The sequence below is a fragment of the Paenarthrobacter sp. NEAU-H11 genome (assembly GCF_050573415.1).
Classification (GTDB): domain Bacteria; phylum Actinomycetota; class Actinomycetes; order Actinomycetales; family Micrococcaceae; genus Arthrobacter.
Genome location: NZ_JBNZGA010000003.1, coordinates 186,454 through 210,430, shown reverse-complemented (window position 1 = coordinate 210,430; position 23,977 = coordinate 186,454). Strand labels below are relative to the sequence as shown.

General features: G+C 68.4%; 25 protein-coding genes. 9 read left to right on the top strand and 16 right to left on the bottom strand.

Translation table 11 applies throughout. The annotated features are described in order from the left end of the window. Nucleotides 1–3: 3 nt before the first annotated feature. Complete coding sequence (locus ACQ3DC_RS05705) at nucleotides 4–1,308, top strand: Gfo/Idh/MocA family protein (RefSeq protein ID WP_430751762.1); 1,305 nt, start codon at nucleotides 4–6, stop codon at nucleotides 1,306–1,308. Here the strand turns inward: ACQ3DC_RS05705 and ACQ3DC_RS05700 are convergent. Further along, the gene (locus ACQ3DC_RS05700; protein WP_323057501.1) at nucleotides 1,292–1,873 is read right to left on the bottom strand and encodes a HutD/Ves family protein; all 582 of its coding nucleotides are present in this window, start codon (nucleotides 1,871–1,873) and stop codon (nucleotides 1,292–1,294) included. The genes ACQ3DC_RS05705 and ACQ3DC_RS05700 overlap by 17 nt on opposite strands. 102 nt (nucleotides 1,874–1,975) lie before the next feature. On the opposite strand from ACQ3DC_RS05700, the gene ACQ3DC_RS05695 reads away from it, so the two are divergent. After that, nucleotides 1,976–2,590, top strand: a complete 615-nt coding sequence (locus ACQ3DC_RS05695) for a phosphoribosylanthranilate isomerase (RefSeq protein ID WP_157240623.1) — start codon at nucleotides 1,976–1,978, stop codon at nucleotides 2,588–2,590. Between the two features lie 70 nt (nucleotides 2,591–2,660). After that, on the top strand, nucleotides 2,661–3,062 hold the full coding sequence (locus ACQ3DC_RS05690) for a YccF domain-containing protein (RefSeq protein ID WP_157240631.1): 402 nt from the start codon (nucleotides 2,661–2,663) through the stop codon (nucleotides 3,060–3,062). Nucleotides 3,063–3,098: 36 nt separating this feature from the next. Here ACQ3DC_RS05690 and ACQ3DC_RS05685 read toward each other — a convergent pair whose 3' ends face one another. Further along, nucleotides 3,099–3,908, bottom strand: coding sequence for a 2-phosphosulfolactate phosphatase (locus ACQ3DC_RS05685; RefSeq protein WP_430751761.1), 810 nt, complete (start codon nucleotides 3,906–3,908; stop codon nucleotides 3,099–3,101). After that, nucleotides 3,905–4,774 carry a DUF4031 domain-containing protein gene (locus tag ACQ3DC_RS05680; RefSeq protein ID WP_321214607.1) on the bottom strand — a complete coding sequence of 290 codons (870 nt, stop codon included), beginning with the start codon at nucleotides 4,772–4,774 and terminating at the stop codon, nucleotides 3,905–3,907. The genes ACQ3DC_RS05685 and ACQ3DC_RS05680 overlap by 4 nt, the downstream gene beginning before the upstream one ends. A gap of 117 nt (nucleotides 4,775–4,891) precedes the next feature. Between ACQ3DC_RS05680 and ACQ3DC_RS05675 the strand changes: the two genes are divergently transcribed. The 4 genes from ACQ3DC_RS05675 (at nucleotide 4,892) to ACQ3DC_RS05660 (ending at nucleotide 8,082) form a co-directional block, all read left to right on the top strand. Then, on the top strand, nucleotides 4,892–5,302 hold the full coding sequence (locus tag ACQ3DC_RS05675) for a TOBE domain-containing protein (RefSeq protein WP_430751760.1): 411 nt from the start codon (nucleotides 4,892–4,894) through the stop codon (nucleotides 5,300–5,302). After that, nucleotides 5,299–6,105, top strand: coding sequence for a molybdate ABC transporter substrate-binding protein (gene modA / locus ACQ3DC_RS05670; RefSeq protein WP_421093227.1), 807 nt, complete (start codon nucleotides 5,299–5,301; stop codon nucleotides 6,103–6,105). The genes ACQ3DC_RS05675 and modA overlap by 4 nt, the downstream gene beginning before the upstream one ends. A 100-nt stretch (nucleotides 6,106–6,205) precedes the next feature. After that, nucleotides 6,206–7,036, top strand: a complete 831-nt coding sequence (locus tag ACQ3DC_RS05665) for an ABC transporter permease (protein ID WP_421093247.1) — start codon at nucleotides 6,206–6,208, stop codon at nucleotides 7,034–7,036. Next, entirely contained in the window at nucleotides 7,033–8,082 is a 1,050-nt protein-coding gene (locus ACQ3DC_RS05660; protein ID WP_370460560.1) for a sulfate/molybdate ABC transporter ATP-binding protein, read from the top strand. The genes ACQ3DC_RS05665 and ACQ3DC_RS05660 overlap by 4 nt, the downstream gene beginning before the upstream one ends. A 19-nt stretch (nucleotides 8,083–8,101) precedes the next feature. Here ACQ3DC_RS05660 and ACQ3DC_RS05655 read toward each other — a convergent pair whose 3' ends face one another. Further along, nucleotides 8,102–8,437 carry a hypothetical protein gene (locus ACQ3DC_RS05655; protein ID WP_157240638.1) on the bottom strand — a complete coding sequence of 112 codons (336 nt, stop codon included), beginning with the start codon at nucleotides 8,435–8,437 and terminating at the stop codon, nucleotides 8,102–8,104. Between the two features lie 236 nt (nucleotides 8,438–8,673). Here ACQ3DC_RS05655 and clpB point away from each other — a divergent pair, with 236 nt between their 5' ends. Further along, on the top strand, nucleotides 8,674–11,319 hold the full coding sequence (gene clpB / locus ACQ3DC_RS05650) for an ATP-dependent chaperone ClpB (RefSeq protein ID WP_430751759.1): 2,646 nt from the start codon (nucleotides 8,674–8,676) through the stop codon (nucleotides 11,317–11,319). Nucleotides 11,320–11,366: 47 nt separating this feature from the next. On the opposite strand, the gene ACQ3DC_RS05645 is transcribed toward clpB, so the two are convergent. Then, nucleotides 11,367–12,032, bottom strand: coding sequence for a septum formation family protein (locus ACQ3DC_RS05645; RefSeq protein WP_430751758.1), 666 nt, complete (start codon nucleotides 12,030–12,032; stop codon nucleotides 11,367–11,369). A gap of 274 nt (nucleotides 12,033–12,306) precedes the next feature. Between ACQ3DC_RS05645 and ACQ3DC_RS05640 the strand changes: the two genes are divergently transcribed. Further along, nucleotides 12,307–12,540 (top strand): DUF3073 domain-containing protein, encoded by a 234-nt coding sequence (locus ACQ3DC_RS05640; protein WP_009359485.1) that lies wholly within the window; start codon nucleotides 12,307–12,309, stop codon nucleotides 12,538–12,540. A gap of 167 nt (nucleotides 12,541–12,707) precedes the next feature. On the opposite strand, the gene ACQ3DC_RS05635 is transcribed toward ACQ3DC_RS05640, so the two are convergent. The 11 genes from ACQ3DC_RS05635 to uraD form a co-directional block, all read right to left on the bottom strand. Next, entirely contained in the window at nucleotides 12,708–14,438 is a 1,731-nt protein-coding gene (locus ACQ3DC_RS05635) for an ABC transporter permease subunit (protein WP_430751757.1), read from the bottom strand. A gap of 8 nt (nucleotides 14,439–14,446) precedes the next feature. Continuing rightward, on the bottom strand, nucleotides 14,447–15,976 hold the full coding sequence (locus ACQ3DC_RS05630) for an ABC transporter substrate-binding protein (RefSeq protein WP_430751756.1): 1,530 nt from the start codon (nucleotides 15,974–15,976) through the stop codon (nucleotides 14,447–14,449). A 63-nt stretch (nucleotides 15,977–16,039) separates the two neighbouring features. After that, a complete protein-coding gene (locus ACQ3DC_RS05625; protein WP_430751755.1) occupies nucleotides 16,040–17,305 on the bottom strand; it encodes an MFS transporter in 1,266 nt (421 codons plus the stop codon). A 17-nt stretch (nucleotides 17,306–17,322) separates the two neighbouring features. Further along, entirely contained in the window at nucleotides 17,323–18,126 is an 804-nt protein-coding gene (locus tag ACQ3DC_RS05620; protein WP_430751754.1) for an ABC transporter ATP-binding protein, read from the bottom strand. Continuing rightward, nucleotides 18,123–18,854 (bottom strand): ATP-binding cassette domain-containing protein, encoded by a 732-nt coding sequence (locus ACQ3DC_RS05615; RefSeq protein ID WP_430751753.1) that lies wholly within the window; start codon nucleotides 18,852–18,854, stop codon nucleotides 18,123–18,125. Before ACQ3DC_RS05615 ends, ACQ3DC_RS05620 begins: the two co-directional genes overlap by 4 nt. Before the next feature lie 211 nt (nucleotides 18,855–19,065). Next, nucleotides 19,066–19,371: a hypothetical protein gene (locus tag ACQ3DC_RS05610; RefSeq protein ID WP_430751752.1), complete on the bottom strand. Its 306-nt coding sequence runs from the start codon at nucleotides 19,369–19,371 to the stop codon at nucleotides 19,066–19,068. A gap of 414 nt (nucleotides 19,372–19,785) precedes the next feature. Then, entirely contained in the window at nucleotides 19,786–20,946 is a 1,161-nt protein-coding gene (gene purM / locus ACQ3DC_RS05605; RefSeq protein ID WP_157240653.1) for a phosphoribosylformylglycinamidine cyclo-ligase, read from the bottom strand. Then, on the bottom strand, nucleotides 20,943–22,622 hold the full coding sequence (gene purF, locus ACQ3DC_RS05600) for an amidophosphoribosyltransferase (RefSeq protein ID WP_321214596.1): 1,680 nt from the start codon (nucleotides 22,620–22,622) through the stop codon (nucleotides 20,943–20,945). The genes purM and purF overlap by 4 nt, the downstream gene beginning before the upstream one ends. 74 nt (nucleotides 22,623–22,696) lie before the next feature. Then, nucleotides 22,697–23,011, bottom strand: coding sequence for a hypothetical protein (locus ACQ3DC_RS05595; RefSeq protein WP_157240655.1), 315 nt, complete (start codon nucleotides 23,009–23,011; stop codon nucleotides 22,697–22,699). Between the two features lie 27 nt (nucleotides 23,012–23,038). After that, nucleotides 23,039–23,377 carry a hydroxyisourate hydrolase gene (uraH, locus tag ACQ3DC_RS05590; protein WP_321214594.1) on the bottom strand — a complete coding sequence of 113 codons (339 nt, stop codon included), beginning with the start codon at nucleotides 23,375–23,377 and terminating at the stop codon, nucleotides 23,039–23,041. Then, on the bottom strand, nucleotides 23,374–23,871 hold the full coding sequence (gene uraD, locus ACQ3DC_RS05585; RefSeq protein WP_430751751.1) for a 2-oxo-4-hydroxy-4-carboxy-5-ureidoimidazoline decarboxylase: 498 nt from the start codon (nucleotides 23,869–23,871) through the stop codon (nucleotides 23,374–23,376). Before uraD ends, uraH begins: the two co-directional genes overlap by 4 nt. Between the last annotated feature and the right edge of the window lie 106 nt (nucleotides 23,872–23,977).

Genomic DNA, 23,977 nt, shown 5'->3' with positions numbered 1-23,977 from the left:
TCAGTGGGCGCCGTGCCGGCGCAAGGGCACCCGGTGCGGCTCCTCATCGCAGGTGCAGGCGCGAGGGGCGCAGCCTATGCCCGGCTCGCCGTTGCCACGGGACAGGCCGTCATTGCGGGCCTGGCCGAGCCGCGCCCGCTGCTGCGCAACCGCCTGGCGGCCGAATTGAAAGTGCCGGCGGAAGGCGTATTCGAGGACTGGCAGGCAATGCTCAAGAACCGCCTGCCGGCCGACGGCATCATCATCGCCACGCCTGACCGGGAGCACGGGGGTCCGTTCGCGGCCGCCGCAGCCCACGGCTACCCCATCCTCCTGGAGAAGCCCGTCGCCGTCGACCCCGCCGGCTGCGCAGAACTGGAACGCCTGGGCCGTGAAAGCGGCGCCACCGCGACTGTCTGCCACGTGTTGCGCTACACCCCGCTGACAGCGCTCCTCAGGGAGTTGCTGTTGGGCGGGGCGGTGGGCCGGATCATCTCCGTCCAACACCTGGAGCCCGTGGGCTTCTGGCATTTCGCGCATTCGTACGTCCGCGGAAACTGGCGCCGGGAGGAAGACTCGAGTCCGTTCCTCCTTGCCAAGTGCACGCACGACGTCGACTGGCTGTCCTTCATCATCGGGAGCAGGCCACTGAAGGTGTCGTCCTTCGGAACGCTGGCCCATTTCCGCCCCGAAGGGGCGCCGGAGGGTGCGGCCCGCCGCTGCATCGACTGCCCCGCCGAGCCCCGCTGCCCCTATTCCGCGCTGAAAATCTATGGTGCGGGCCGCCCCTTGAACGGGGCTAGGGCTGACCCCGCGAGGGCATACTTCGCGGACGTGGTGGATCCGGGCGGCACGCCAGAGTCGCTGCTGCACGCCCTGGCAACCGGCCCCTATGGCCGCTGCGTCTATTTTTCGGACAACGACGTTGTGGACCACCAGGTGGTGAACATTGAATACGAAAACGGCACAACTGCCGCCTTCACGGCCACGGCCTTCACCGCCGTCGGCCCGCGGCGCACCCGGATCTTCGGCAGCCATGGGGAGATCGACGTGGAAGCCGAAGCCATCTCAGTCTTCGATTTCCTGACCGGGACAACCGCTGTCCACCCGGTCCCCGCTGCCGCGCCGCGGGTCCAGGGGGAAAAGCACGAGGGCGGCGACCGCGGCCTGGTGCAGGCCTGGGTGGCTGCGCTGGCCACCGGTGACTGGTCGGCGGTGGTGTCTGGACTGGAGGAGTCCCTGGTCAGCCACGCAGCCGTTTTCGCCGCAGAGGAGGCCCGCCGGAGCAGCACTGTTGTGCAGGTGGGCTCGTTCAGTCTGAGCCAGTGACCTGGTCGATGGACACGACGGCAAGGAAGCCGCGGCCCAGGATCTCCGGGGACGCGCTGTCCGAGCCCACCACGGCGTCGTAGCGGCCCAGGGCCTCGGGTTCATGGCTTGCGTCCGAGGCTGTGGCCTGGCCCTGCAGCAGGATCCCCAACTGGCCGGCAAACAGCGGGTGGGCACGTTTCTTCGAAATCTCAATGATGGACGTGAAACCCTTGAAGCTGCCGGCCCGGGTAATGACGTTGAGGTTCCTGACATCTCCCGTGGGAAGGGCACAGGAGGTGGCGGCCCCGCCGGGAAAACGGAACGGACGGTACTTCTCCAGGGGATGCTCAGCGCCGTCCACGGTCAGGAGCAGGAGTTCGCCCTCGACCACCGTCAGTACCCGCTCCATGCCAGGGAACGGCGAGAAGTCCCCGGCTTTGGTGACCTCGGCGATGCTGACCCGCCAGTCCCACCCGGCATCCTGGAGGGAGGCGGCGTCGGGATGGCCGGCGATCTGGCGCGTGACCCCGCCGCCGTTGCGCCAGGGCTGGGGCTTGCGGTCTGCGAAGCGGATGATCTCCATCAGCCCAGCCTAGTTGGCCTGCCTGCCGGTATCGGCAGCTCCCATCCATCCCTGCTACTCTCCTGCGGGGGGACAACACGAAAACAGCCTAAGGAGCCGGGAATGTTCGTCAAAGTGTGTGGCCTCAGCACGCCGGAATCCATCCGCGCTGCCGCGGAGGCAGGGGCCGACGCGGTGGGTTTCGTCCTCACGGCCAGTCCCCGCGTGGTCTCGCCCTCCCAGGCCTCCGCGCTGCTGGCCGAAGTGCCGGCCGGGGTTACGCCCATCGGCGTGTTCCGTGACGAGCCGGTTGCCGACGCCCTCGCCATCGCCCGTGCAGCCGGGCTGGAGTGGATCCAGCTGCACGGCCGGCGCTCGCGCGGGGACGTGGCCACGGTGCACGACGCCGGCATGAAGCTGGTCAGGGCCGTCACCATGGGTGCCGCAGCCGAGGAGCTGGAGGACTGGGGGGAAGACCTGCTCCTGATCGACGCCGCCGTCCCCGGCTCCGGCGAGGCTTGGGACTATGCGTCCGTGGCCGAAATCCCCGTGCTGCAGGAACGTAAATGGCTGCTGGCAGGCGGGCTGGACGCCGCCAATGTTGCGCAGGCCGCCACGGCGGCGCACGCTTGGGGCGTCGATGTTTCCTCCGGTGTTGAGGCGTCCCGCGGCGTCAAGGACCTGGCCAAGGTCAGCGCCTTCGTGCAGGCGGCCAAGGGAGCTGCTGCTTCGGTCTAGCCGCGGATTCAGGGGCCGGTCAGGGCAGGCCCCCATCCCGTTGCCCCGGCCCCCGGGGCACAATGGAGGGATGAAGGCACTGCTCAACATCATCTGGCTGGTTTTCGGCGGTTTCTGGCTCGCGCTGGGTTATTTCTTCGCGGGGGTCATCTGCTGCCTGCTGGTCATCACCATTCCCTGGGGCATCGCGTCGTTCCGGATCGCTGCGTACACGCTCTGGCCCTTCGGCCGGACGGTGGTGGACAAACCCGGCGGTGCGGGCGTGTTCTCGCTGCTGGGCAACGTCATCTGGCTGCTGGTGGCAGGCATCTGGATCGCCATTGGACACGTGGTCACGGCCTTTGCGATGGCAGTGACCATCATTGGCATCCCGCTGGCCATCGCAAACCTGAAGCTCATTCCGGTGTCCCTGATGCCGCTGGGCAAGCAGATTGTGCCCACCACCCAGCCCTTCGTGTCCTCCTACCGCTAGGACGCCAGGGCGGAACGGCGCGGAACACAGGCAACGTCAGCGGGGGCTGAACGCCCCGCCCGCCATGATGGCCACGGCGTCGCTGTCGTCCAGTTCCGCGGCGATATCGACGTCGGCACCGTAGCCCGCCCCGGTCAGCTCACGGCCGCTCGAGCAGCCACGCAGCATCTCCCGGAGCCGGGGCTCGGCGGCCTCAAAGACGGCCATCGCAGCCACAGCCTCCGGCGAGTATCCGTGCCTGCCGTCTTCGGCCTCGTAGCCGCCCTTGCCGGCGGCCACCAGGCCCGCGATGAATGCCCCCGCCCCAATCTGGTCCTCCACGGCCGGCCGGAGGGTGCCGTCCGGCCAGCGTTCGCCGGCCGCAACCACTGCGATCACTGCATCTTCCGGGAGGTTGGCCGCCACCCAGTCCGCGGTGGCTGCGGCATTCCGGAGGCACACGGTGGCCAGCAACGGAACTGTGCGCGCCAGTTCGTGGCAGAGCGCGGAACCGTTGGGGGACGGCAGGACCACCCGCTCCAGGGAACCGGCAGCCCTAAGGCTTGCGGGGGAGAGGCTGAGCCCGCCCCCGTCCCTGGGCCCGGCCAGCAGGGCGCGGTGGCGGGCAGCGAAATCCTCCGCGCCGGTGTCCTTCCAGGGAAAAGGAAGGACCGCGGCGCCCCGGTCCAGAGCGACGCTTACGCAGGTGCTGAAGGAGAGGACGTCAACCACCACGGCAAGGTCCGCGCCGGACGTTAAGGTGCTCCCGCCGTCGAGCCCCCACTCCACCCGGACCGCGTAGGGCAGTTGCCGGTGCGCGGCACTTGCAGTGAACGTGTGGCGGGAATTCGAGGTGGGTGCGTTCACGCCAGTTCGCCCTTCAAATTGCGGTGCGCGGCAGCCAGCCACAGCTCCCTTGCCCTGCCGCTGTGGAACAGCGGCTCCAGTTCCAGCAGATGGCGCACGACGGCGGCGCGCCCGGCCGCGAAGTCGGCGTCGCCGATGTGCGCGTAATCCTTGCGGACGGCAGCAACGTACCTGGCGTATTCCTCCGGGTCCCCGCCCAGGACGGACAGGTCGGCATCGCACAGGAGGGCGCCGTCGCGGTCCCCCTCTTCCGGGCAGTGGTCGGATGTCAGCCTGACAAGCCGTGCCACCTCGGCCGCCTCCGCTTCCGGAAGGCCGGCGCCGTGCAGGCGCTCCTCGGCGAGGCGCGCGGACTCCTCCTCATCCTGGCCGGCTATGCCGCGGTAGACGGCGTCGTGGAACCAGGCCGCCAGCAGGACTGTCCGCGGCGGGTCGTCGGGATCGGTGAGAAGGTCGAGGGCTTCGAGTACCGCCAGCAGGTGCGTGCAGCCGTGATAGTGGCGGTGGTCCTCGCTCCACCGGTCCAGGAGGTCCAGGAAGAGGGCGTCATGGCCGGGCATGATCGAGTTCCAGCGGTTCAGCAGCGGCACCTTGAGCGATTTGTTCCGTTGCCGGGCAGGAATGCGCAGGCCGCTGGCAATGAGCCTGCGGACCAGGATCCGTCCTTCCACGGGAACGGCGCCGGCCGCCACGAGGTCATCGAAGCGGCGCTCCGGAACGTCGTAGTGGTCCCCGTCAAAGGCCCGTTCGGGGACACCCGCCGCAGCCGCAAACGCGTGCAGTTCCGCCAGAGATTCGTCGGAAATGAGGTGCGAGAAGTGCGTTCCGTGCGCAGGCCAGAGGGGCGGGTCGATGTAGAGGACCATGGGGGAAGTCTAGTGCTGCGCAGCTGCGCGAGCCGGTTGCTCCTTCCAGGAGGGCGAAATCCTGAAATGCGGCGCCGAGGAGCTCTTGAATCCGCAAATGCGTATTAGAGTGGGGCTATGCCTACTATCCGCGTTTCGGAGGCCGCCCGTTTCCTGGGCGTCAGTGACGATACCGTCCGGCGATGGACCGAGAACGGGAGCCTGACGCCGCGGAAGGACGACGCCGGCCGGCTCGCCGTGGACGGCCTGGAACTGGCGCGGCACGCACAGAAGCTGGCGCAGCTTCCGGCCGATCCGCACCACACGGGCAGTTCGGCCCGCAACCGCTTCGTGGGCCTCGTCACCGGCATCAAGGCGGACAGTGTGATGGCCCAGGTGGAGCTGCAGTGCGGGCCCTTCCGCGTGGTGTCCCTGATGAGCAGCGAGGCCGTCAAGGAACTGGGACTGGAACTCGGCTCCGTGGCCACCGCCGTGGTCAAGGCCACCACGGTCATCATCGAAACGCCGCAGGGAAAGGGAGCCGCGTGACGCCGGTTCGGCGGGCCGGAGCCCTGCTGGCGGGAATCCTGCTGGCGGCCCTGCTCGCCGGTTGTGCCGGCACCGGTGCTGCCGGCGACGGCGGCAACGCCGCCCAGGGAACCAGCCGGGAAACACTGACCGTTTTCGCCGCTGCTTCCCTTAAAGCCAGTTTTACCGAGCTCGCGGCACGGTTCGAAAAGGAGAACCCCGGAACCGGCGTCACCCTCAGCTTTGCCGGTTCGTCGGACCTGTCCACCCAGATCAGCCAGGGCGCTCCCGCGGACGTGTTCGCCTCGGCGGACACCAGCAACATGGCCAGGCTGCAGGACGCCGGCCTGGTGGACGGCCAACCGCGGGACTTTGCCACCAATACCCTGGCCATCGCCGTCCCGGCAGGGAACCCGGCAGGAATTGGATCCTTCGCCGACTTGGCCAGGAGCGGAACGAAGCTTGTGATGTGCGCCCGCCAGGTGCCCTGCGGGGCCGCCGCGGCCGCCGTCGAACAGCAGACGGGGACGGACCTCAGCCCGGTCAGCGAGGAAAACTCCGTGGCCGATGTCCTGGGCAAAGTCAGCTCGGGAGAGGCTGACGCCGGACTCGTCTACGTCACCGACGTCCGGGCGGCCCGCGGCAAAGTGGACAGCGTTCCCTTTCCCGAGTCGGCCGCAGCGGTGAACACCTACCCCATCGCAACGCTTGCCGGCAGCCGCAACAAGACCGCTGCCGCAAAGTTCCTGGGGCTTGTGGCAGGCCCCGAAGGCAGGGAAGTCCTCGCAGCCGCCGGGTTTGGGCCGGCAGCGGGCAGCAGATGATGGGCAGCACGTGACCGGCAGGCAGTCCAGCCGGCAGCCGTCCGGCCGGCAGCAGGCCAACCGGCGGCAAAGGGGAGGCGGGCGCCAGGCGTATACGGGCATCCCCCGCTGGCTGTACGCGCTGGCAGTCCTGGCAGCCACGGTGGTGGTCCTGCCGCTGGCGGCCATCGTGGCGCGCGTCAACTGGGCCAACTTCGTTCCGCTGGTCACCTCCGAGTCCGCCCTTGCGGCGCTGGGCCTGAGCCTGCGGACCTCGGCGGCCAGCACTGCCCTGTGCGTCGTGCTCGGCGTGCCGCTGGCGGTGGTCCTTGCCCGTGGCGCGCTCCCGCTGCTGGGGCTCCTGCGCGCGCTGGTGCTGCTCCCGCTGGTCCTGCCGCCCGTGGTGGGCGGCATTGCCCTCCTGTACACCTTCGGCCGGCAGGGCCTCCTGGGCGGCGCGATTGAGGTGCTGGGGCTGCAGATCGCGTTTTCCACCACGGCCGTGGTCCTGGCCCAGACCTTCGTGGCCCTGCCGTTCCTGGTGGTCAGCCTGGAAGGCGCGCTGCGCACCGGCGGACACAGGTACGAGGCGGTGGCAGCGACGCTCGGTGCATCGCCCGGGACCGTTTTCCGCCGCGTCACGCTGCCGCTCGTCCTGCCCGGCCTGGCCTCCGGCGCGGTCCTTGCCTTCGCCAGGAGCCTGGGCGAATTCGGTGCCACCCTCACGTTCGCCGGCAGCCTCCAGGGGGTTACCCGGACGCTGCCGCTGGAGATCTACCTGCAGCGGGAGACGGACCCCGACGCCGCCGTCGCGCTTTCCCTGGTGCTGGTGGCCGTGGCAGTCGCAGTGGTGGCACTTGCGTACCGGCGCCCGGCGGGCAGGACGCCCGCCCTCCGGTTGTCCGGAGAGCGGACGACGCCGGCTCCCGCGGCGGGCGGGGATGTTCCGTGACGTTCTCGTTCCAGGCAGCCGTGGCGGAGCGCGGTTTCGACGTCGCCTTCTCCGTGGGGCCCGCTGAAACCGTGGCGGTGATGGGACCTAACGGTGCCGGCAAGTCGACGCTGTTCTCCGTCATTGCGGGGCTGCTGCGGCCGGACAGCGGACGGGCCGAGCTGAACGGCCGGACCTTGTTCCATGTGGGGGACGGACGGAACCAGTGGACCCCGCCCCACCGCCGGGGGACGGCGCTGCTGGCGCAGGAACCGCTGCTTTTCCCGCATCTCAACGCCGCGGACAACGTGGCCTTCGGTCCACGCAGCGCGGGTGCGCCCAGGCCCGTGGCCAGGGCCAGGGCGTTGCAGTGGCTGGCACAGGTGGAAGCTGAAGGCCTTGCAGCACGCCGTCCGGGGGAGCTTTCGGGCGGGCAGGCCCAGCGCGTTGCCGTGGCCCGGGCGCTCGCCGCGGATCCCGGCCTCCTCCTCCTCGATGAACCGATGGCCGCGCTGGACATCCACTCGGCCCCGCTGCTGCGGCGGCTGCTCAAACATGTCCTCGCGGACCGGCCGGCCCTCATCATCACCCACGATGTCCTGGACGCGCTGATGCTGGCGGACCGGGTGGTGATCCTTGAAAACGGGGGCATCGCAGAGGAGGGCCCCACACGGCAGGTGCTGCAACGGCCCCGGAGCGCCTTCGCGGCCGGGCTGGCAGGGCTCAACTTTGTTCCCGGGACGCTCGCCGGTGACGGCATCCTGACCAGCCGGGGCCGGCACATAGCCGGACACAGCGAGGACCCCATCCCCCCGGGACAGGCAGCTGTGGCCGTGTTCCCGCCGTCGTCCGTTTCGGTGTTCCTCACCGATGCCCACGGAAGCCCGCGGAATTCCTTCGAGGTGGCCGTCACCGATCTTGAACCGCATGGCGACTTCATCCGGGTCAGGGCGGGAAGCCTCGCGGCGGACATCACTCCCGCGGCCTCGGCGGACCTCGGCCTGGTTCCCGGCTTGCCGGTGCACTTCGTGGTGAAGGCGACAGCGGTTTCGGTCTACCCGTTGTAGGAGGAAACTGTGCGCCGCCCTACATGCCGGGAAGGTCCAGGGTTTCGTAGACCTGGATGCTGGCCCCGGGCATCATGAGGTGCGGATGGCCGTCCAGCAGCGCCTGGGCACCGGCAAGATCGTCGGCCTGGATGATCCCGTAACCTGCCACCCCCGCAGGGGCTTCAGCGGCCCCTGTTGCGGTGATTTCCGTTCCGGCGCCCAGCGGACTCCCCATGTCCACGATGCCGTCACCGGCGCGTCCGGCCCATTCCATCCAGGCTTTCATGCCCTCCTGCGCGGCTTCCGGCGAGCTTTCCGCCATCTGGGCCTGGGCTGACTGCTGTGCGACGTAAAGAACCACGAACTTTTTCACGGATTGTCCCCTCTTGACTGCGCCGGCGGCACGCTGCCCCCGGCCACAGGCCGATAGTAGAGTGCGCGGCGGCGGATGTGAACAGCAGCGATGGAGGCAGATAGGGTCGATTGCCCCTTCCGCCGCAGCCCTTGAGCTGTTTCGCTGTAGGCAAACAGTCCCGGAAAAGGATCCCCAAAGGAAAGTTGAGCGTAGTACACTCAACTTAGGAAAACTGCCCCCGGAAGGAGCTCTCTTTGGACGTCAAATTCACCACCAAGAGCCAGGAGGCTCTGTCGGCTGCGGCCATGAACGCCTCCACGGCCGGAAACCCCCAGGTGGAGCCCGCGCACCTGCTCAAGGCCCTGATGGACCAGCGCGAAGGAGTCGCCGTGGCTCTGCTGCGCGCCACCGGCGCCGATCCGGACTCGGTCAGCGTCCAGGCAAGCAGCGCCATCAAGGCCCTGCCGGCCACCTCCGGCGGCTCCAGCCAGCAGGCCCAGCTCTCCCGGCCCGCCCTGCAGGCCATCCAGAACGCCAAGAATGAAGCCGACCGGCTGGGCGATACGTTCGTCTCCACCGAGGTGCTCCTGCTCGGGCTCTCCGCGGGCAATGATGCCGCGGCCCGCCTGCTGCGCGACGCCGGCGCCTCCCATGAGGCGCTGCTCGCCGCCCTGCCGGGTGTCCGCGGCGACCGCAAGGTGGACAGTCCGGACCCGGAAAACACCTTCCAGGCGCTTGAGAAGTACGGCACGGACCTTACCGGAATGGCCCGGGCCGGCAAGCTGGACCCTGTGATTGGCCGGGATTCCGAAATTCGGCGGGTCATCCAGGTCCTGTCCCGGCGGACCAAGAACAATCCGGTGCTCATCGGCGAACCGGGAGTGGGCAAGACCGCCGTGGTGGAAGGGCTGGCGCAGCGGATGGTGGCGGGCGACGTGCCCGAAAGCCTGCGCGGCAAGACCCTCATCTCCCTGGACCTGGGCTCCATGGTGGCGGGCGCCAAGTACCGCGGGGAGTTCGAGGAGCGGCTGAAGGCGGTTCTTGAAGAGATCAAGGGCTCCGAGGGCCAGGTCGTGACCTTCATCGATGAAATCCACACGGTCGTGGGGGCGGGGGCGACCGGTGATTCCTCGATGGATGCCGGCAACATGCTCAAGCCCATGCTGGCCCGCGGCGAGCTGCGGCTGATCGGCGCGACCACCCTGGACGAGTACCGCGAAAACATCGAGAAGGACGCCGCCCTTGAGCGCCGCTTCCAGCAGGTGTACGTCGGCGAACCCAGCGTAGAGGACACCATCGGCATCCTCCGCGGCCTCAAGGAGCGCTACGAGGCCCACCACAAGGTGTCCATCGCCGACTCCGCCCTCGTGGCGGCAGCCACGTTGTCGAACCGGTACATTTCGGGGCGCCAGCTGCCGGACAAGGCCATCGACCTGGTGGACGAGTCCGCGTCCCGCCTCCGGATGGAGATCGATTCCGCCCCGGAGGAGATAGACAAGCTGCGGCGCCAGGTGGACCGGCTCACCATGGAGGAGCTGGCCCTGACCGGGGAATCGGACCCGGCCTCGGTGGAGCGGCTGGCGGCGCTCCGCGCCGACAAGGCTGACAAGGAAGAGGAACTCTCCGCCCTCAACGCCCGGTGGGAGGCTGAAAAGGCGGGACTCAACCGGGTGGGCGACCTGAAAGCCAAGCTCGACGAGCTGCGCTCGGCTGCGGACAAGGCCCAGCGCGAGGGTGACCTGGAGACTGCTTCACGGATTCTCTACGGGGAAATCCCGGCGCTCGAACGCGAGCTGACCGCTGCTGCGGAAGCGGAAGCCGCCGTGGTGGACAAGACCGCCCAGATGGTGGCCGAGGAAGTGACAGCTGAGGACATCGCCGAGGTCATCTCCGCCTGGACCGGCATTCCCGCCGGCCGCATGCTGCAGGGCGAGAGCCAGAAGCTGCTGCACATGGAGGCGGAGCTCGGGAAGCGGCTCATCGGCCAGTCGAAGGCCGTCGCGGCAGTCTCCGACGCCGTCCGGCGCGCGCGTGCCGGGATCAGCGATCCCAACCGCCCCACGGGTTCGTTCCTTTTCCTGGGACCCACCGGCGTGGGCAAGACCGAGCTGGCCAAGGCGCTGGCTGATTTCCTCTTCGACGACGAACGCGCCATGGTGCGGATCGACATGTCCGAGTACGGCGAGAAGCATTCCGTGGCCCGCCTTGTGGGGGCGCCTCCGGGATACGTGGGCTACGAGGAAGGCGGGCAGCTGACCGAGGCCGTCCGCCGTCGTCCCTACTCAGTGGTGCTGCTGGACGAAGTGGAGAAGGCGCACCCGGAGGTGTTCGACATCCTCCTGCAGGTGCTCGACGACGGCCGCCTCACCGACGGGCAGGGCCGCACGGTGGACTTCCGCAATGTGATCCTGGTGCTGACCTCCAACCTGGGCAGCCAGTTCCTGGTGGACCAGTCCCTGGACGCCGAAGCCAAGCGGAACGCCGTCATGGCCACCGTCAACGCATCCTTCAAGCCCGAGTTCCTGAACCGGCTGGACGAGGTTGTGCTGTTCGATGCCCTGACCGTGGAGGAGCTGGCGCGCATCGTTGAGCTGCAGGTGGACGAACTCGGACGCCGGCTCCATGAGCGCCGCCTGACCCTCGAAGTCACGGATGGCGCCCGGGCCTGGCTCGCCATCTCCGGGTTCGACCCCGCCTACGGCGCCCGGCCGCTCCGCCGCCTGGTGCAGCGGGAAATCGGCGACAGGCTGGCGAAAGCCATCCTGGCCGGTGAGATCAGCGACGGCGATACGGTGCTGGTGGACACGGCGGCGGACCTTGAGGAACTCACTGCGGCCGGAACGGGCCTCCCGTCCGCGCCGTTGGGCGGCAGCGGCCTGTCCGTCCGCCGCAAGGACTGAGGCCAGCGGGGGCAAAACGCAGGCGTGCTGCCAGGGCGGTTTGGCCGCTAGGGCAGCACGCTTGCGTTGATCACATTGCCGCCCGGGGCAGTCACATAGCAGTCGACCCTGCGGTCGCCGGATTCCCAGCTGGTGGTGCTGGGGAAGCTGCGCTCGAAGTTCAAGTCGTAGTCGTTGGCGGCCGGGCCCAGCCTTGCTGCCTGGCACGCTTCCAGGGCCTTGGCCTTCAGTGCCTCGGCGCCGGGATAGGAGCCGCGCTCCGGGTAGCGGAACAATGCCACGAGCTGGGCTGAGTGCCCGGTATCGCAGGGCACCACGGTGGAGGACAGCGACTCGGGGTCGAAGTCCTTGAAGCAGTCGCCCAGCGCATAGTCGGCCGGCTGGACCCCCTCGCGGGGCAGCGGCAGCGGCGTTGCGGGTGGCGTGACCGTGGTTTCCAGCACCCCCGGAACCTGGCCCCGGGAAGTGCTGCTGTCCGGGTTGGAGTTCAGCCACAGGGCAAGCCATACCAGCGAGCCGATTACGGCCAGTAGGACGGCCACAAAGAACGCTATCCACAGGGTCCGCCGCCTCACCCGCCTGGACCTCGGCGCCGCACCGTCCTGCGGTTGCATGTGCGGGTGCAGGACCGGCCGGGCAGCAGGGGCAGGCACGCGGGGCAGCCCGGCCGTGGGCGGCGAGGAGGGCTTCGGCGGGACGTCCTGGTGGTTCACGGGGATGGGTCCTCCTGCGTTCTCTCCGCGGCGGGCAGCCGGTCTGCGGCCTGTATCAGCAGTTGTCCAAGAGACTCTACCGAAGAAAAAAGCCGGAAACCTGCGGCTCGGGGCCGTGAATGGTAACGCAAACCACCTGCGGGGGCCGTTCGTGGCAAGCGGGGGCAGTCGAAAGCATGTAATCTAGGTGTACGACAAATTGACCAAACATTCCGGGGCCTCACCGATAGCCAAGGTGACCACCTCCGGTCCAAGTACAAAAGGGGGTCACGCCATGGGGCGCGGCCGTCAAAAGGCAAAAGCTACCAAGCAGGCTCGGGATATCAAGTACTACTCCCCGAACACTGACTACTCGGCACTTCAGCGTGAGCTGACGGGCCCAAGCAGTCGTGCCACGAGCCATTACGCGAATGAGCCGGTTGAACCGGACTATTCGGCTTATGTGGATAAGTACGCGGATGATTTGGAAGAAGACGACGACGAGGTAGACACCCGTCGGATCGGCTAGTTGTCGCAAGGTGCTGTTGCCGTTACCGGGCAGCCCTGTGACGCCGCAGCACTAACGGATCAGCTATGGATCCTGGTCCCAGGACCAGTGCGGCGCTTCTTTTTCGGCCCTTTGGAACCTGGTGTCCCAAGGTGCCGACTTCAGTTATTGGGCCCGCTGCCCGCACCTCAACGGTGCAGGCGGCGGGCTTTCTGCTGCCCTCCGCCAGCCAGTCCCACTGCCACTACGGACGCCAGGACCAGTGCGGAGGCGGGTGCCAGGACTGCCCACGGGGCACGCTCAACATAGCCCATGCCCTCGGCCAGAATGAGTCCCCACTCCGGCGAGGGCTGCTGCGGGCCCAGCCCCAGGAACCCGAGAGCCGCCAGCGCGAGTGCCGTTCCGGGCAGCCGGAGCATCGCATGGCGCAGGAGCGGGGCGGCCACCGCCGGGAGGATGTAGCGGAGCATGATGCGTGCCTTGCCCACCCCGAGGACGGGAAGGATGCGCACATACGGCTGCGCCCTTGCTTCCTGGGCCAAAGCCGCAGTGTGCGCCGCCAGGGGCGCCCAGCTCACGGCGGCCACGGCGAGGGCCGCGCCGTGTGCCGAAGGGCCGGTGAGCGCAGCAACAACAAGGCCGGCCAGGATGGGCGGGGCCGCGTTCGTTACCTCCAGGGGTCCCGTGGCGGCAAGAGGAAAGAGTCCGACGGCGATTCCCACAGCCAGGCAGGCAAGCACCACTGCCAGCGCTGTCCCCAGCGTTCCCACGGCCCCGTGCCCCACCCGTGCCAGCAGGTCCCGGCCGCTGGCGTCGGCGCCGAAGGGGAGTGTCCAGGCGGGCGGCGCCAGCCTGGCATGCCCCGAGGCGAGGGGGTCGCGCAGCAGCCCGGCCCCGGCAACCAGGAGCAGGGCCAGGCCGGCCACTGCCGGCGCGGCCAGATGCCGGCGGTTCGCTGACCGCGGGGGCTCGGGAAGCGGAAGCGTTCCGAAGCGGACCGCGGGCCCGATCAGCAGGTGCCGCACCGCCGTCGTCAGCGTTCCCACCAGCAGGGCGAACCCCATCAGTGCCAGCATGCCGGCCTGCAGGGTGGGGACGTCCTGCGCGCTGGCCGCGCCCAGCAGCGCCCGGCCGAGCCCTGGAATGGCGAATACCTTTTCCACTGCCACTGCACCGCCGGTCAGCCCCACCAGGACCAGGCCGGCCTGCGGGAGCACGGCGGGAAGCGCCCGGCGGAGCACCGCTGCGGCCAGCAGCGCAGGCCCGGCCCCGGCCATCCGCCACGTGGCCACCCACTGTTCGGCAAACGCTGCCCGTACGGCGTCGGAGACCAGCAGCCCGATCAGACCGCCGGCCGGGATTCCGAGCGAAAGGGCGGGCAGGACCGCATGCTCCGGGCCCTGCCAGCCGAAGGGCGGAAACCACCGCAGCCAGATGGCACCCGCCACCAGCAGCACGGCGGCCAGCAGGAACTCGGGCAGGGATGTCAGCGCAGCGGACAGGGCGCCCGACGCCGGCCTGCGCCGCCCCCGCAGCCCGTCCACTACCGCCGGCGCGCAGGCCAGCAGCGCCACGAGTGCCGCGGACGCGATGGCGAACGCCATCAGGGTCACCGAGACGCCCAGCGCCGCCGCGATGCCGGGTCCCACGGGTGTGCTGCTGATCCAGGACGTGCCCAGGTCGCCGGCCAAGATCCCCTGTACCCAGGACAGGAGCATGGCCGCCGGGCCCTGCTCCAGGCCGAGCTCGGCGCGGATTGCGGCGAGTGCCTCGGGCGTGGGCTCCCGGTCCGCGTACCTGGCCCGCAGGACGGTGTATTCGGCGCCGCGGCCCGAGAGCCAGGGCATCATCCCGATCAGCACCACCAGGCCAAGCAGGGCGAGGACCCGGGACACGGTGACTTTGACTGCAGCGGACATCCCGGACCTCACTGCGCGCCGCCCGTGATCCCGGTCCGGCTGGTAATCAGGGCCCGTTCCCGCGGATCCCGCTCCACCCCGGCCACCCGTGCCGATTCACCCTGGATGACGCGTTCGTGGAGCAGCGGGATGGCGGCGTCCCGGGCAAGGATGAGGCTTTCGGCGGCGGCAATGGCGGCGCGGCGGTCCGGACCGGCAGGCATGCCCGCGGCCGTGGCCAGGGCTGCGTCTACCCGGGGGTCGCAGAACTGGGAGATGTTGAAGGATCCGGTGCAGGAGAAATCGCTGTAAAGGTAGGCAACCGGGTCGCCCGAATCCAGCACTGTGGCACGCGAGAGGATGAAGGCATCGAACTTCCCTGCCAGCGCGTCAGCCTCGATGTGCTGGTACTCCCGGACATCCTGCTCCACGGAAAATCCTGCGGCTTCCAGCTGCTGCTCAAGCTGGACGGCGACCTCGGGCAGCTCGGCGCGGTCCGTGAAGGTGCCGAGCCGGATGGCGGTCCCCCTGACCGCGGTGGCGGCCGCCCGGGTGGCCAGGGCTGCTGCGTACTCATCGCTTTCCCGCTGCCCGGCTGCCCACGGGAGTGCCGGGCCCAGCAACCCGGCGGCTTTGTCTGCCCGCCCTTCATAGACCCGGTCCACGATGGTGCCGGCGTCAATTGCGGCGCGGGCTGCGGCGCGGACGGCCGGGTCCGCGAAGGGGCCCGACGCCGTGTTGAGGTACAGCGTGTTGGTCCGCGGCATGGGCACCTCGTGCACCAGCCCGGGTTCGATCCGGGCCACCTGGCCCACCGGGATGGCTTCCACAACATCCGCGTCGCCGGTCCGGAGGGCTGCTGCCCGGGCGGTGCCGTCCGGGACGAACTGGACGTCCACGCCGTCGGCCTCCGCCTGCGCGCCCCAGTACGCGTCGAAGCGGTCCAGCCGGGCCGAGGATGTGCCCTCCACGGAAACCAGCCGGTAAGGCCCGGTGCCCGCATTCACGGGACTGACCACACCGCCGTCCTTATATGCCGAGGCCGCGAGGATGGCCAGTTGCGGGCTGGACAGCCGCTGGGGCAGGAGCGGATCCGGTGCCGCCGTCGTAATGATGACCGCGTTTGAGCCCTCCGCCCGGGCGGTGAGTTCCACGCCGTCCAGGATCCTGGGCTTGGGGCTGCCCTGCGCCGCGGCAGTCAGCGAGGCAGCGACTTCCACCGGGGTCATGGCGGTTCCATCGTGGAACTCCACGCTGTCCCGCAGGACAAAACGCCAGGAAGTCCGGTCCACCTGCAGCCACTCCGTTGCCAGGGCAGGTTGCGCCTCGCCCAGCCTGTCCAGTTCCACCAGGGTCTCCGCTGTCTTCCAGCGTGAAAGCTTGAAGGCGTCATCGCTGAGGGGCGACAGTCCCGAACGCGGCGGCTGGAGCATCGCCAGTTTGATGCGGCGCTCGCCGTTTCCGCTGCCTGCGGCATGCCCGCCGCCGGCGAAGCATCCGGTGAGGCTGACCGTGAGGAGGACGGCGGTAAGCGTCATGAGGTGGGTTTCCAGTCGCATTATGGGCACGTTGATACCTGTTTCGATGAGTGGTGGAGGGAACTGGCCGGGGCCGGGACCGTGTTAGGTGCCAGGGGTTGACCGTGTGGGTGGCAGGAGCCCGGGAAGTCCGACGGCGGGAATCACCATGAGTGCCGCCATTACCGCCCATGGCAAGGCGGCGGCGGCGCCCGGGTGGGTGGCCGCTGAGTAGAGCGGCCCCAGGACGAGGTTGCCCAGCAGGACAGCGCACCCGCCCATGCTCGCCAGGAATCCGTAATAGATGCCGGAGCGGCGGCCGCGGGCGAAGTCGAGGACCAGCGGCATGGCCACCGGACCGGCGCACATGTGCCCAAGGCAGAGCCCCGCCACCAGCAGCAGTGCCGGCAGGAGCTGCAGTGTGCCGACGGCAGGGGACTGGGCCAGCAGGGCCATTCCGGCGAAGGCCAGGCCCTTGAGGGTGAAGCCGGTGGTGAGCGCGCGTCCCGGACCCATCCGGACGGTCAACCGGGAGATGGGCAGCTGCAGCGCAATGGTCAGGACCGAGGCGGCGGCGAACAGGCCGGCCAGCGCGCCGGCTCCCGCCCCGGTCCTGGCCAGTTCGACGGGGAGGCCGAAATACAGCTGGTTGTAGGCCAGGAGGCTGACGCTGTACAGGGCCGCGAAAGCCACAAAGCGCCTCTCCCGCAGCATCCCGGTGATTCCATCTGCGCGCGGGACGGCTTCCCGCAGGGGGACCGCGGCCCTGAGCATGTCCGGCGCCGGTCGTGAATCTTCAGCGGGCATGCTGCGCCACAGGACCATGGTCATTACGGCAAACACCGCCGCCCCCGCCAGCGCTGCCCAGCTGAAGGAAATGCCCAGCAGCAGGGCCCCCAGCAGGGGCCCGGCCACCGCTCCGATTTCTCCGCAGATGGCGAGGAGCGCAAAAAGTCCCGCCGCCTTCCCGCCGGTGTTCCGTCGTCGTTCTTCCGCCTTCCCCAGCAGGGACTCCAGCGCCGGCGAGAACAGCGCGCCGCCCATCCCGGTGAGGACTGCCCCCAGGAGGAACAGCGCAAAGCTGCCGGCCATGGCCAGGGTGAGGTAGCCGGAAATGCGCACGAGGCAGCCCGCCAGCATGGCCCGCCGCGGGCCCCACCTGTCTGTGACCATTCCGCCCACCAGGAAAAGCCCCTGCTGGCAGAAGACCCTGGCGCCGAGGACCACTCCCACGGCCGTGGCGGTCATGCCGAAGTCCCGGGTCAAAACCAGGGCCAGGAACGGCACCACGGCGTAGAAGCCGATATTGAAAACAAGCTGGCTTGCCAGGAGCAGGCCGGGGGACGGGCGAGGCGCTGTGTCCGTCGGCACCGCAGTCCCTAGTGCCGTCACAGGACACCGGCCGGGGCATGGCAGGGGAACTGCAGGGCTGATGAAGCGCGCACCAGTGCAGCGGCTTCGGGGCTGCCTGGGTTTTCCAGCACCTGGTGCGTGGGAGCGTGCTCCACGATGCGGCCCTGCGAAAGGACGGCGGTGGTGGCGCACAACCTGGCAGCAGTGCCGAGGTCATGGGTGACCAGGAGCAGGCCCAGGCCTTCCTCGCGGACCAGCCGGCCCAACAGCGACAGGACGTTATCCCGCAGGGGGAGATCCAGGCCGCTGACGGGTTCATCGGCCAGCAGGTAGGCCGGCCGCACTGCCATGGCCCGGGCAATGGCCACCCTCTGGTTCTGGCCGCCGGACAACTCGCCGGGGCGGCTCTCCATTAGGCCGGCAGGGAGCTCGACCCGTTCCAGTGCGTCGGCCACGAGGCTCCGGTGGTTCCCTTCCACCCTTAGCTGCCTTAGTGGTTCCCGCAGCAGCTGCGCAACAGACATCCGGGGGTCGAGGCTACCGGCCGGGTTCTGCGGGATGTACTGCACCGTCTGCCGGTACCAGCGCAGGGACCGGACAGGTCCGGGCCTGACCGCACGGGCACCGAAGGTGACCGTGCCGGCGTCGGGCTTTGCCAGGGCCAGCAGGATCCGCACCAAGGTGGACTTCCCGGAGCCGGAGCTCCCCACCAGGGCCGTGCTGGTGCCCGGTGAAAGGCGCAGGCTGATGTTGTGGAGTGTCCCTGCCGGCCTTTTCTTGCGGAAGCCGGGCCTGGGGTAGGTGAAGGAAATGTTGTCGGCAGTGAGCGGCCCCATCATGCTGCGGCCGCCGTTACCAGGCGGCGCGTGTAGGGGTGTTGCGGGTCTTGGAGCAACTCGGACATGGGTGCCTGCTCCACGATGCGGCCGGCTTCCATCACGATGGCGCGCGTGCAGAGCGCGGCGGCCGCGGTGAGGTCGTGGGTAATGAAGAGCAGGCTGCGGCCGTCGGCTCCCCAGCCGCGAAGGGTTTCAAGTACTTTCAGTTGCGTGACGGCGTCGAGGGCGGTGGTGGGTTCGTCCGCCACCAGGACGGGACTGCCGCAGGCCAGGGCGAGGGCGATGCAGACGCGCTGCAGTTGTCCGCCGGAGAGCTGGCCGGTATAGCACGGAAGGATCCGGGCGGGTTCCCCTATGCCTGCCTGTGACAACAGGCGGGCCGCTTCCGTCCTTGCTTCTGCCCGGGTGGACCCTGCGGCGAGCAGCGGAATGGCGAGCTGCCTGCCGACCGGAACGAGGGGGTTGAGGGCCGTCGCCGGGTCCTGGCTGATGAAGGCTGCCCTGGTTGGCCCTGGCGTCCCCGGCGCAAAAGTGATCGTCCCGGTGGCGGTGATCCCGTCCGGAAGCGAGCCGGCCAGCGCCGATGCCGTGAGGGACTTGCCCGATCCCGAGGCTCCCAGCAGGGCGACGCATTCACCGGCCTCTACTGAAAAGGTCAGGGGATGCACCAATCTCCGCGTGCCGAGCGAGAGGGCAAGATCTGTCACGGACAGGGCTGGTGCAGGCATGGATGCGTCATTTCATGGCAGGACTTTCAAAGGGTCAAGCCACATGCTATCAAGAATCATTCGCATTTAAGGTCTTGTGAGAAGTTCGGGGACTGGCTGCGCACACAAAGGAGCCCCAGCCGATGGCTGGGGCTCCTCGAGTGAAAACCCGGAGGGAGGACGGTGCGCTGAAGGCGCTGAGGCTTGCCCTCTTATCCGGTCCGCTGCGCTGTTAGTTATTGACGATGCGGACCGGTCCGGTGGCGCTATCGCAGACCGTCTGCTCGGTGCCGGTGGCGTCTGCTGCTTCGCCAAGAACTGCTACCGATCCGATGTCGGCGACGTCGCAAAGGTTTGCTGCGACACTGGCTGCCACGTTGATGTCAACGGCATCTTCTACGGTGATGTCACCGATCGTGACGTTTACAAGGCCGTCATTCAACGTGTTGTTGTCCGCTGCCTGCGAAGGTCCGGCAATGGCGCCCAGCAAAAACAGGCTTCCAGCGGCTGCGGCAGTGGCTTTTTTCAGAACTGACATGATTTTCGCTCCCTTGATAACTGCCCTGGTGCCCCTGTCGGGCAGTCCGCAATTAAGCGTGTGGACTGCCTGATGCCGTGCTGCTGCACGGCGCAGGTACCGGACGTCTTTGTGGTTGCTTCTTTTGGTATCCGCCGGATCGGCGGGGGAAGGCGGTCCAACCGAGCGGGTAATTATCGCCGGACTCGTGCGGGGCGGGCATGACGCTCTCGAAAACCCCGCGGTGACCTTCTGTGCTGCACTTCCACTTACAAGCCTAAAGCTAAGTATGCTTAGCAGTCAAGGGAAGTGAGTGTTTTACTTCAGATTTCCGGTTCCTGCGGCCTTTCCCGGCGCTGGTTAAAGCAATCGAGTGCTCCGTACCGGCCGTTTTGACGGGTCAAAAGGGCCGGTACGGAGCACTCGATGGGGTTATTAGGCGTAGGCGTTGACCAAGCGAACCGCGCCGCCGTCCACGCCCTTGGCGCCCTGCACGTAGTCCGGACCGGACTTGAGGATTGCGTCCGAATCCTCGGTGACGGTGCCCATGACCCAGGACGGCAGGCCGCGGTCGTTGAGGCGAGTCACTGCAGCGTCCGCGGCTTCGGGGGACACGATGGCCACCATGCCCACACCCAGGTTCAGGGTGCGTTCCAGGTCCGCCAGCGGCACGTTGCCCAGTTCGGACACCAGCTTGAAGATGGCGGGCAGTTCCCAGGTGCTGCGGTCAACGGTGGCCACGAGGCCCTGGGGGAGCACGCGGGCCAGGTTGGCGGCGAGGCCGCCGCCGGTGACGTGGCTGAAGCCGTGCACGGCGGCCGTGCCGGTGACGGGGAAGGCGCGGGCCAGGTCCAGGCAGTCCGCGGCGTAGACGCGGGTGGGCTCAAGGAGTTCCTCGCCAAGGGTGCGGCCCAGTTCGGAGACCTGGCGGTCCAGTGCCCAGCCGGCGTGGTTGATCACGCGGCGGACCAGGGAATAACCGTTGGAGTGCAGGCCGGAGGAGGCCATGCCGATTACCACGTCACCGGCGCGCACGCGGTCCGGTCCCAGGAGTTGGTCGGCTTCAACCACGCCGGTGGCCGCGCCTGCGACGTCGTACTCGTGCTCGCCCAGCAGGCCGGGGTGTTCGGCGGTTTCGCCGCCCACCAGTGCCGTGCCGGCGACCGAGCAGGCTGCTGCGATGCCGCGGACAATGTCGGCGATGCGCTCCGGTACCACTTTGCCGCAGGCGATGTAATCGGTCATGTACAGCGGCTCAGCGCCAACCACGACGATGTCGTCCACCACCATGCCGACGAGGTCGAACCCGATGGTGTCGTGGATGTCCATGGCCTGGGCGATGGCAACCTTGGTGCCCACGCCGTCGGTGGACGTGGCCAGCAGCGGCTTCTTGAAAGTCAGGAGCCTGGAGACGTCGTAGAGTCCGGCGAAACCGCCCACCCCGCCGATCACCGAGGAGTTGTGGGTAGCCTTGACGGCGTCCTTCATCAGCTCGACGGCGCGGTCCCCGGCTTCAACGTCAACGCCGGCGGAGGCGTAGGTGATGCCGGCTGCGTTAGCGGGGGTGTTGCCAGGGGCGGGGGCAGCGGAAGTCATACGGACTCTTTCTTGTCAGCGTCGGGGGTGGTGACCGCGTGATGAATCTCCGGCACGAGGTCGGCGTCGGTGAGCAGGTTTTCAAACTCGGAGTCCGGTCCGGGATCGCAACCGGTGGCGCCGGACTTCTCCGCGGGATCTTCCTGGGAATCAACAGAGAGGGCCGCTGTTGCGCCCGGAAGGGCTGACGGCGAGGGCTTGAGCCCGCCGAGGTCCGTCCGCTCCAGCAGGTTCTTGCCCAGCTTGTCCGCACCCGGAAGTTCGATGGGGTACTTGCCGGTGAAGCAGGCAGTGCAGAGCCGCTCCCGCGGCTGCCGGGTGGCGCCGATCATCCCGTCTTCGGAGATGTAGGCCAGCGAGTCCGCCCCGATGGCCTGCGAGATCTCGTCGATGGTGGCGCCGTTGGCAATCAGCTCGGCCCGGGAGGCGAAGTCGATGCCGTAGAAGCACGGCCACTGCACGGGCGGGGAGGAAATCTTGACGTGGACGGCGGCTGCCCCGGCCTCGCGGAGCATGCGGACGATGGCCCGCTGGGTGTTGCCGCGGACGATGGAATCGTCCACCACCACAACGCGCTTGCCGCGGATCACGGACTCGAGGGCGTTGAGCTTGAGCCGGATGCCCAGCTGGCGGAGGGTCTGCGACGGCTGGATGAACGTACGGCCCACGTAGGAGTTCTTGACGAAGCCGTGTGCAAAGGGAATGCCGGATTCCTCGGCGTAGCCCACGGCGGCCGGCGTGCCGGACTCGGGGACCGGGATGACGATGTCCGCCACCTGCGTGTTCTCGCGGGCCAGCTGGCGGCCCATCTCCACGCGGGATTCATAGACGGAGCGGCCGGCAATGGCGGCGTCCGGACGCGCCAGGTAGACGTACTCGAAAACGCAACCGGCCGGCGTCGGCTCCGCGAAACGCTGGGAACGCACGCCCTGCTCGTCAATGGCGATGAACTCGCCGGGCTCGATCTCGCGGATGAAGCTGGCGCCCACGGTGGCGAGGGCGGACTGCTCGGACGCCACCACCCAGCCGCGCTCCAGGCGGCCCAGCACCAGCGGGCGGATGCCGTAGGTGTCGCGCGCCGCGTAGAGGGTGCCTTCGTCCATGAACACGAAACAGAAGCCGCCCTTGATCTTGGGCAGCAGCTCGGTGGCGGTTTCCTCGAGGCTCTTGCCCGGCTCGCCTTCCAGCAGGGCGGTGACCAGGGCGGTGTCAGAGGTGTTGCCCTGCTTCATTTCGCCGGTGAGCTGGCCGCCGTTCCGTTCCTGGATCATGGCGTTGAGCTCGGCGGTGTTGGTCAGGTTGCCGTTGTGTGCCAGGGCGACGGTTCCGGTGCTGGTGGCGCCGAGGGTGGGCTGCGCGTTGGCCCAGTGGCTTGCGCCGGTGGTGGAGTAGCGGCAGTGTCCCACCGCCAGGTGCCCGGTCAGGGTGTTCAGCGTGGTCTCGTCGAAGACCTGGGAGACGAGTCCCATGTCCTTGTAGACGTTGATCCGCTTGCCGTCGCTGGTGGCAATACCAGCCGACTCCTGACCGCGGTGCTGCAGTGCATACAGCCCGTAATAGGTAAGTTTTGCTACTTCTTCACCTGGTGCCCAGACTCCGAAGACGCCACAAGCGTCCTGCGGGCCTTTTTCGCCAGGGAGAAGATCATGGGAAAGTTTTCCATCGCCGCGTGCCACTGGTCGATTATCTCACGACATGGGGTAGGACTTTTCCGGCCGCCCGTTTGTGACCCGGGCCCGCTGCAACAGGCCTACGGCTGGGGATCCGTGTCCGGCTCGGAGTCCGGCACGGCTTCCACCACGGCCCGCTGCTGCCGCCTGACACTGCGGCGGTCCAGGATCAGCGCCAGCACGGCCCCGAGGATGGCGCCGCCGCCCGCGAACAGCACCATGAAGAACCCAAAGACGGCGCCGGCGTCGAAGCTGGGGTTCTCAGGAACTGCATACGCCGCCACCGCTGCCGCCGCGATGCCCACCAGTGCGCCGAGGATGAGGAACGGCACATACTTGGGCGCGCGGCGGACGGTAACTTCGCGCCGCTCGGCAGGGGGTTGTTCAGTAGGCATGCACCAAGCCTACATTTTTCGAGGGCTTCAGCTGCCGCGGTAGGTGGAGTAGGCGAACGGGCTCAGGAGGAGCGGGACGTGGTAGTGCTCCGGGCCGGTTACCTCGAACACCAGGTCCACTTCAGGGAAGAACGTGGCAGTCTGCAGGCCTGCGTAGTAGTCGCCGGTGGCGAAGTTGAGCTTGTAGTGCCCGGCCTCCAGTCGCTCCGGACCGAGGTCCTTGGCGCGGCCGTCGGCGTCGGTGATGGAGTCTGCCACGTGGCGCCAGGTGCCGCCGTCGTTCCGGTAAAGGACGACGGCGACTCCCGCCGCCGGGCGTCCGGCACCGGTGTCCAGGATGTGCGTAGTGATGTGGGAGACGCTCATTCGGTGATCAGTCCTTCAAGCCGGAGTACGGCGATTTCGCGCAGCTGCTGGGCCACGATGGTGTCTTCTTCAGCATGGGAGTTTGTGAGCCGTTCGTTCAGGGCCTGCAGGATTTGCGGGGCGGTTCGGCCGGCGGCGCGGATCAGGAAGACCCTCCCGAACTTTTCCTCGTAGTCCCTGTTGCCGCGGGCCAGGGCTTCCGCAAGGGCCGTGTCCGCAGGATCCACCCCGGCCTGCTCGGAACGGGACATGGACGCTTCGGTGGTGGCCGCCGTCGGACGTTCCCCGATGCGCGGATGGTGCGCCATGGCGGACTCCACCTCGGCGGGGGTGAAGGGGCTGGCAGCCTGCGACGCCCAGGCCAGCAGGGCATCCTTGCTGGCGAACGGGCGGCCCGCGGTGATGGCATCCACCCATCGGTTGACGTCGATGCAGGGCCTCAGGGTTTGGGCGGCCCGGGCCGGGTCCGCGCTGTTGAATTCGGCAAGCTTCATGCTGGCTCGTTCCTTGGGTAAATCTGCTGGCATCCATGGTGACGGCTATGCGGAGGCCGGACTTCCCGGCGCCGGCAACTGGCTGTCGCACGGCTTCCGCATCATG

Excerpts from the sequence above, each read along its gene's own strand:
- ACQ3DC_RS05700 (WP_323057501.1), bottom strand. The coding sequence starts at position 1,873 with ATGGAGATCATCCGCTTCGCAGACCGCAAGCCCCAGCCCTGGCGCAAC.
- ACQ3DC_RS05695 (WP_157240623.1), top strand. The coding sequence starts at position 1,976 with ATGTTCGTCAAAGTGTGTGGCCTCAGCACGCCGGAATCCATCCGCGCT.
- ACQ3DC_RS05690 (WP_157240631.1), top strand. The coding sequence starts at position 2,661 with ATGAAGGCACTGCTCAACATCATCTGGCTGGTTTTCGGCGGTTTCTGG.
- ACQ3DC_RS05680 (WP_321214607.1), bottom strand. The coding sequence starts at position 4,774 with ATGGTCCTCTACATCGACCCGCCCCTCTGGCCTGCGCACGGAACGCAC.
- ACQ3DC_RS05675 (WP_430751760.1), top strand. The coding sequence starts at position 4,892 with ATGCCTACTATCCGCGTTTCGGAGGCCGCCCGTTTCCTGGGCGTCAGT.
- ACQ3DC_RS05640 (WP_009359485.1), top strand. The coding sequence starts at position 12,307 with ATGGGGCGCGGCCGTCAAAAGGCAAAAGCTACCAAGCAGGCTCGGGAT.
- ACQ3DC_RS05635 (WP_430751757.1), bottom strand. The coding sequence starts at position 14,438 with ATGTCCGCTGCAGTCAAAGTCACCGTGTCCCGGGTCCTCGCCCTGCTT.
- ACQ3DC_RS05630 (WP_430751756.1), bottom strand. The coding sequence starts at position 15,976 with ATGCGACTGGAAACCCACCTCATGACGCTTACCGCCGTCCTCCTCACG.
- ACQ3DC_RS05620 (WP_430751754.1), bottom strand. The coding sequence starts at position 18,126 with ATGATGGGGCCGCTCACTGCCGACAACATTTCCTTCACCTACCCCAGG.
- ACQ3DC_RS05615 (WP_430751753.1), bottom strand. The coding sequence starts at position 18,854 with ATGCCTGCACCAGCCCTGTCCGTGACAGATCTTGCCCTCTCGCTCGGC.
- ACQ3DC_RS05610 (WP_430751752.1), bottom strand. The coding sequence starts at position 19,371 with ATGTCAGTTCTGAAAAAAGCCACTGCCGCAGCCGCTGGAAGCCTGTTT.
- purM (WP_157240653.1), bottom strand. The coding sequence starts at position 20,946 with ATGACTTCCGCTGCCCCCGCCCCTGGCAACACCCCCGCTAACGCAGCC.
- ACQ3DC_RS05595 (WP_157240655.1), bottom strand. The coding sequence starts at position 23,011 with ATGCCTACTGAACAACCCCCTGCCGAGCGGCGCGAAGTTACCGTCCGC.
- uraH (WP_321214594.1), bottom strand. The coding sequence starts at position 23,377 with ATGAGCGTCTCCCACATCACTACGCACATCCTGGACACCGGTGCCGGA.
- uraD (WP_430751751.1), bottom strand. The coding sequence starts at position 23,871 with ATGAAGCTTGCCGAATTCAACAGCGCGGACCCGGCCCGGGCCGCCCAA.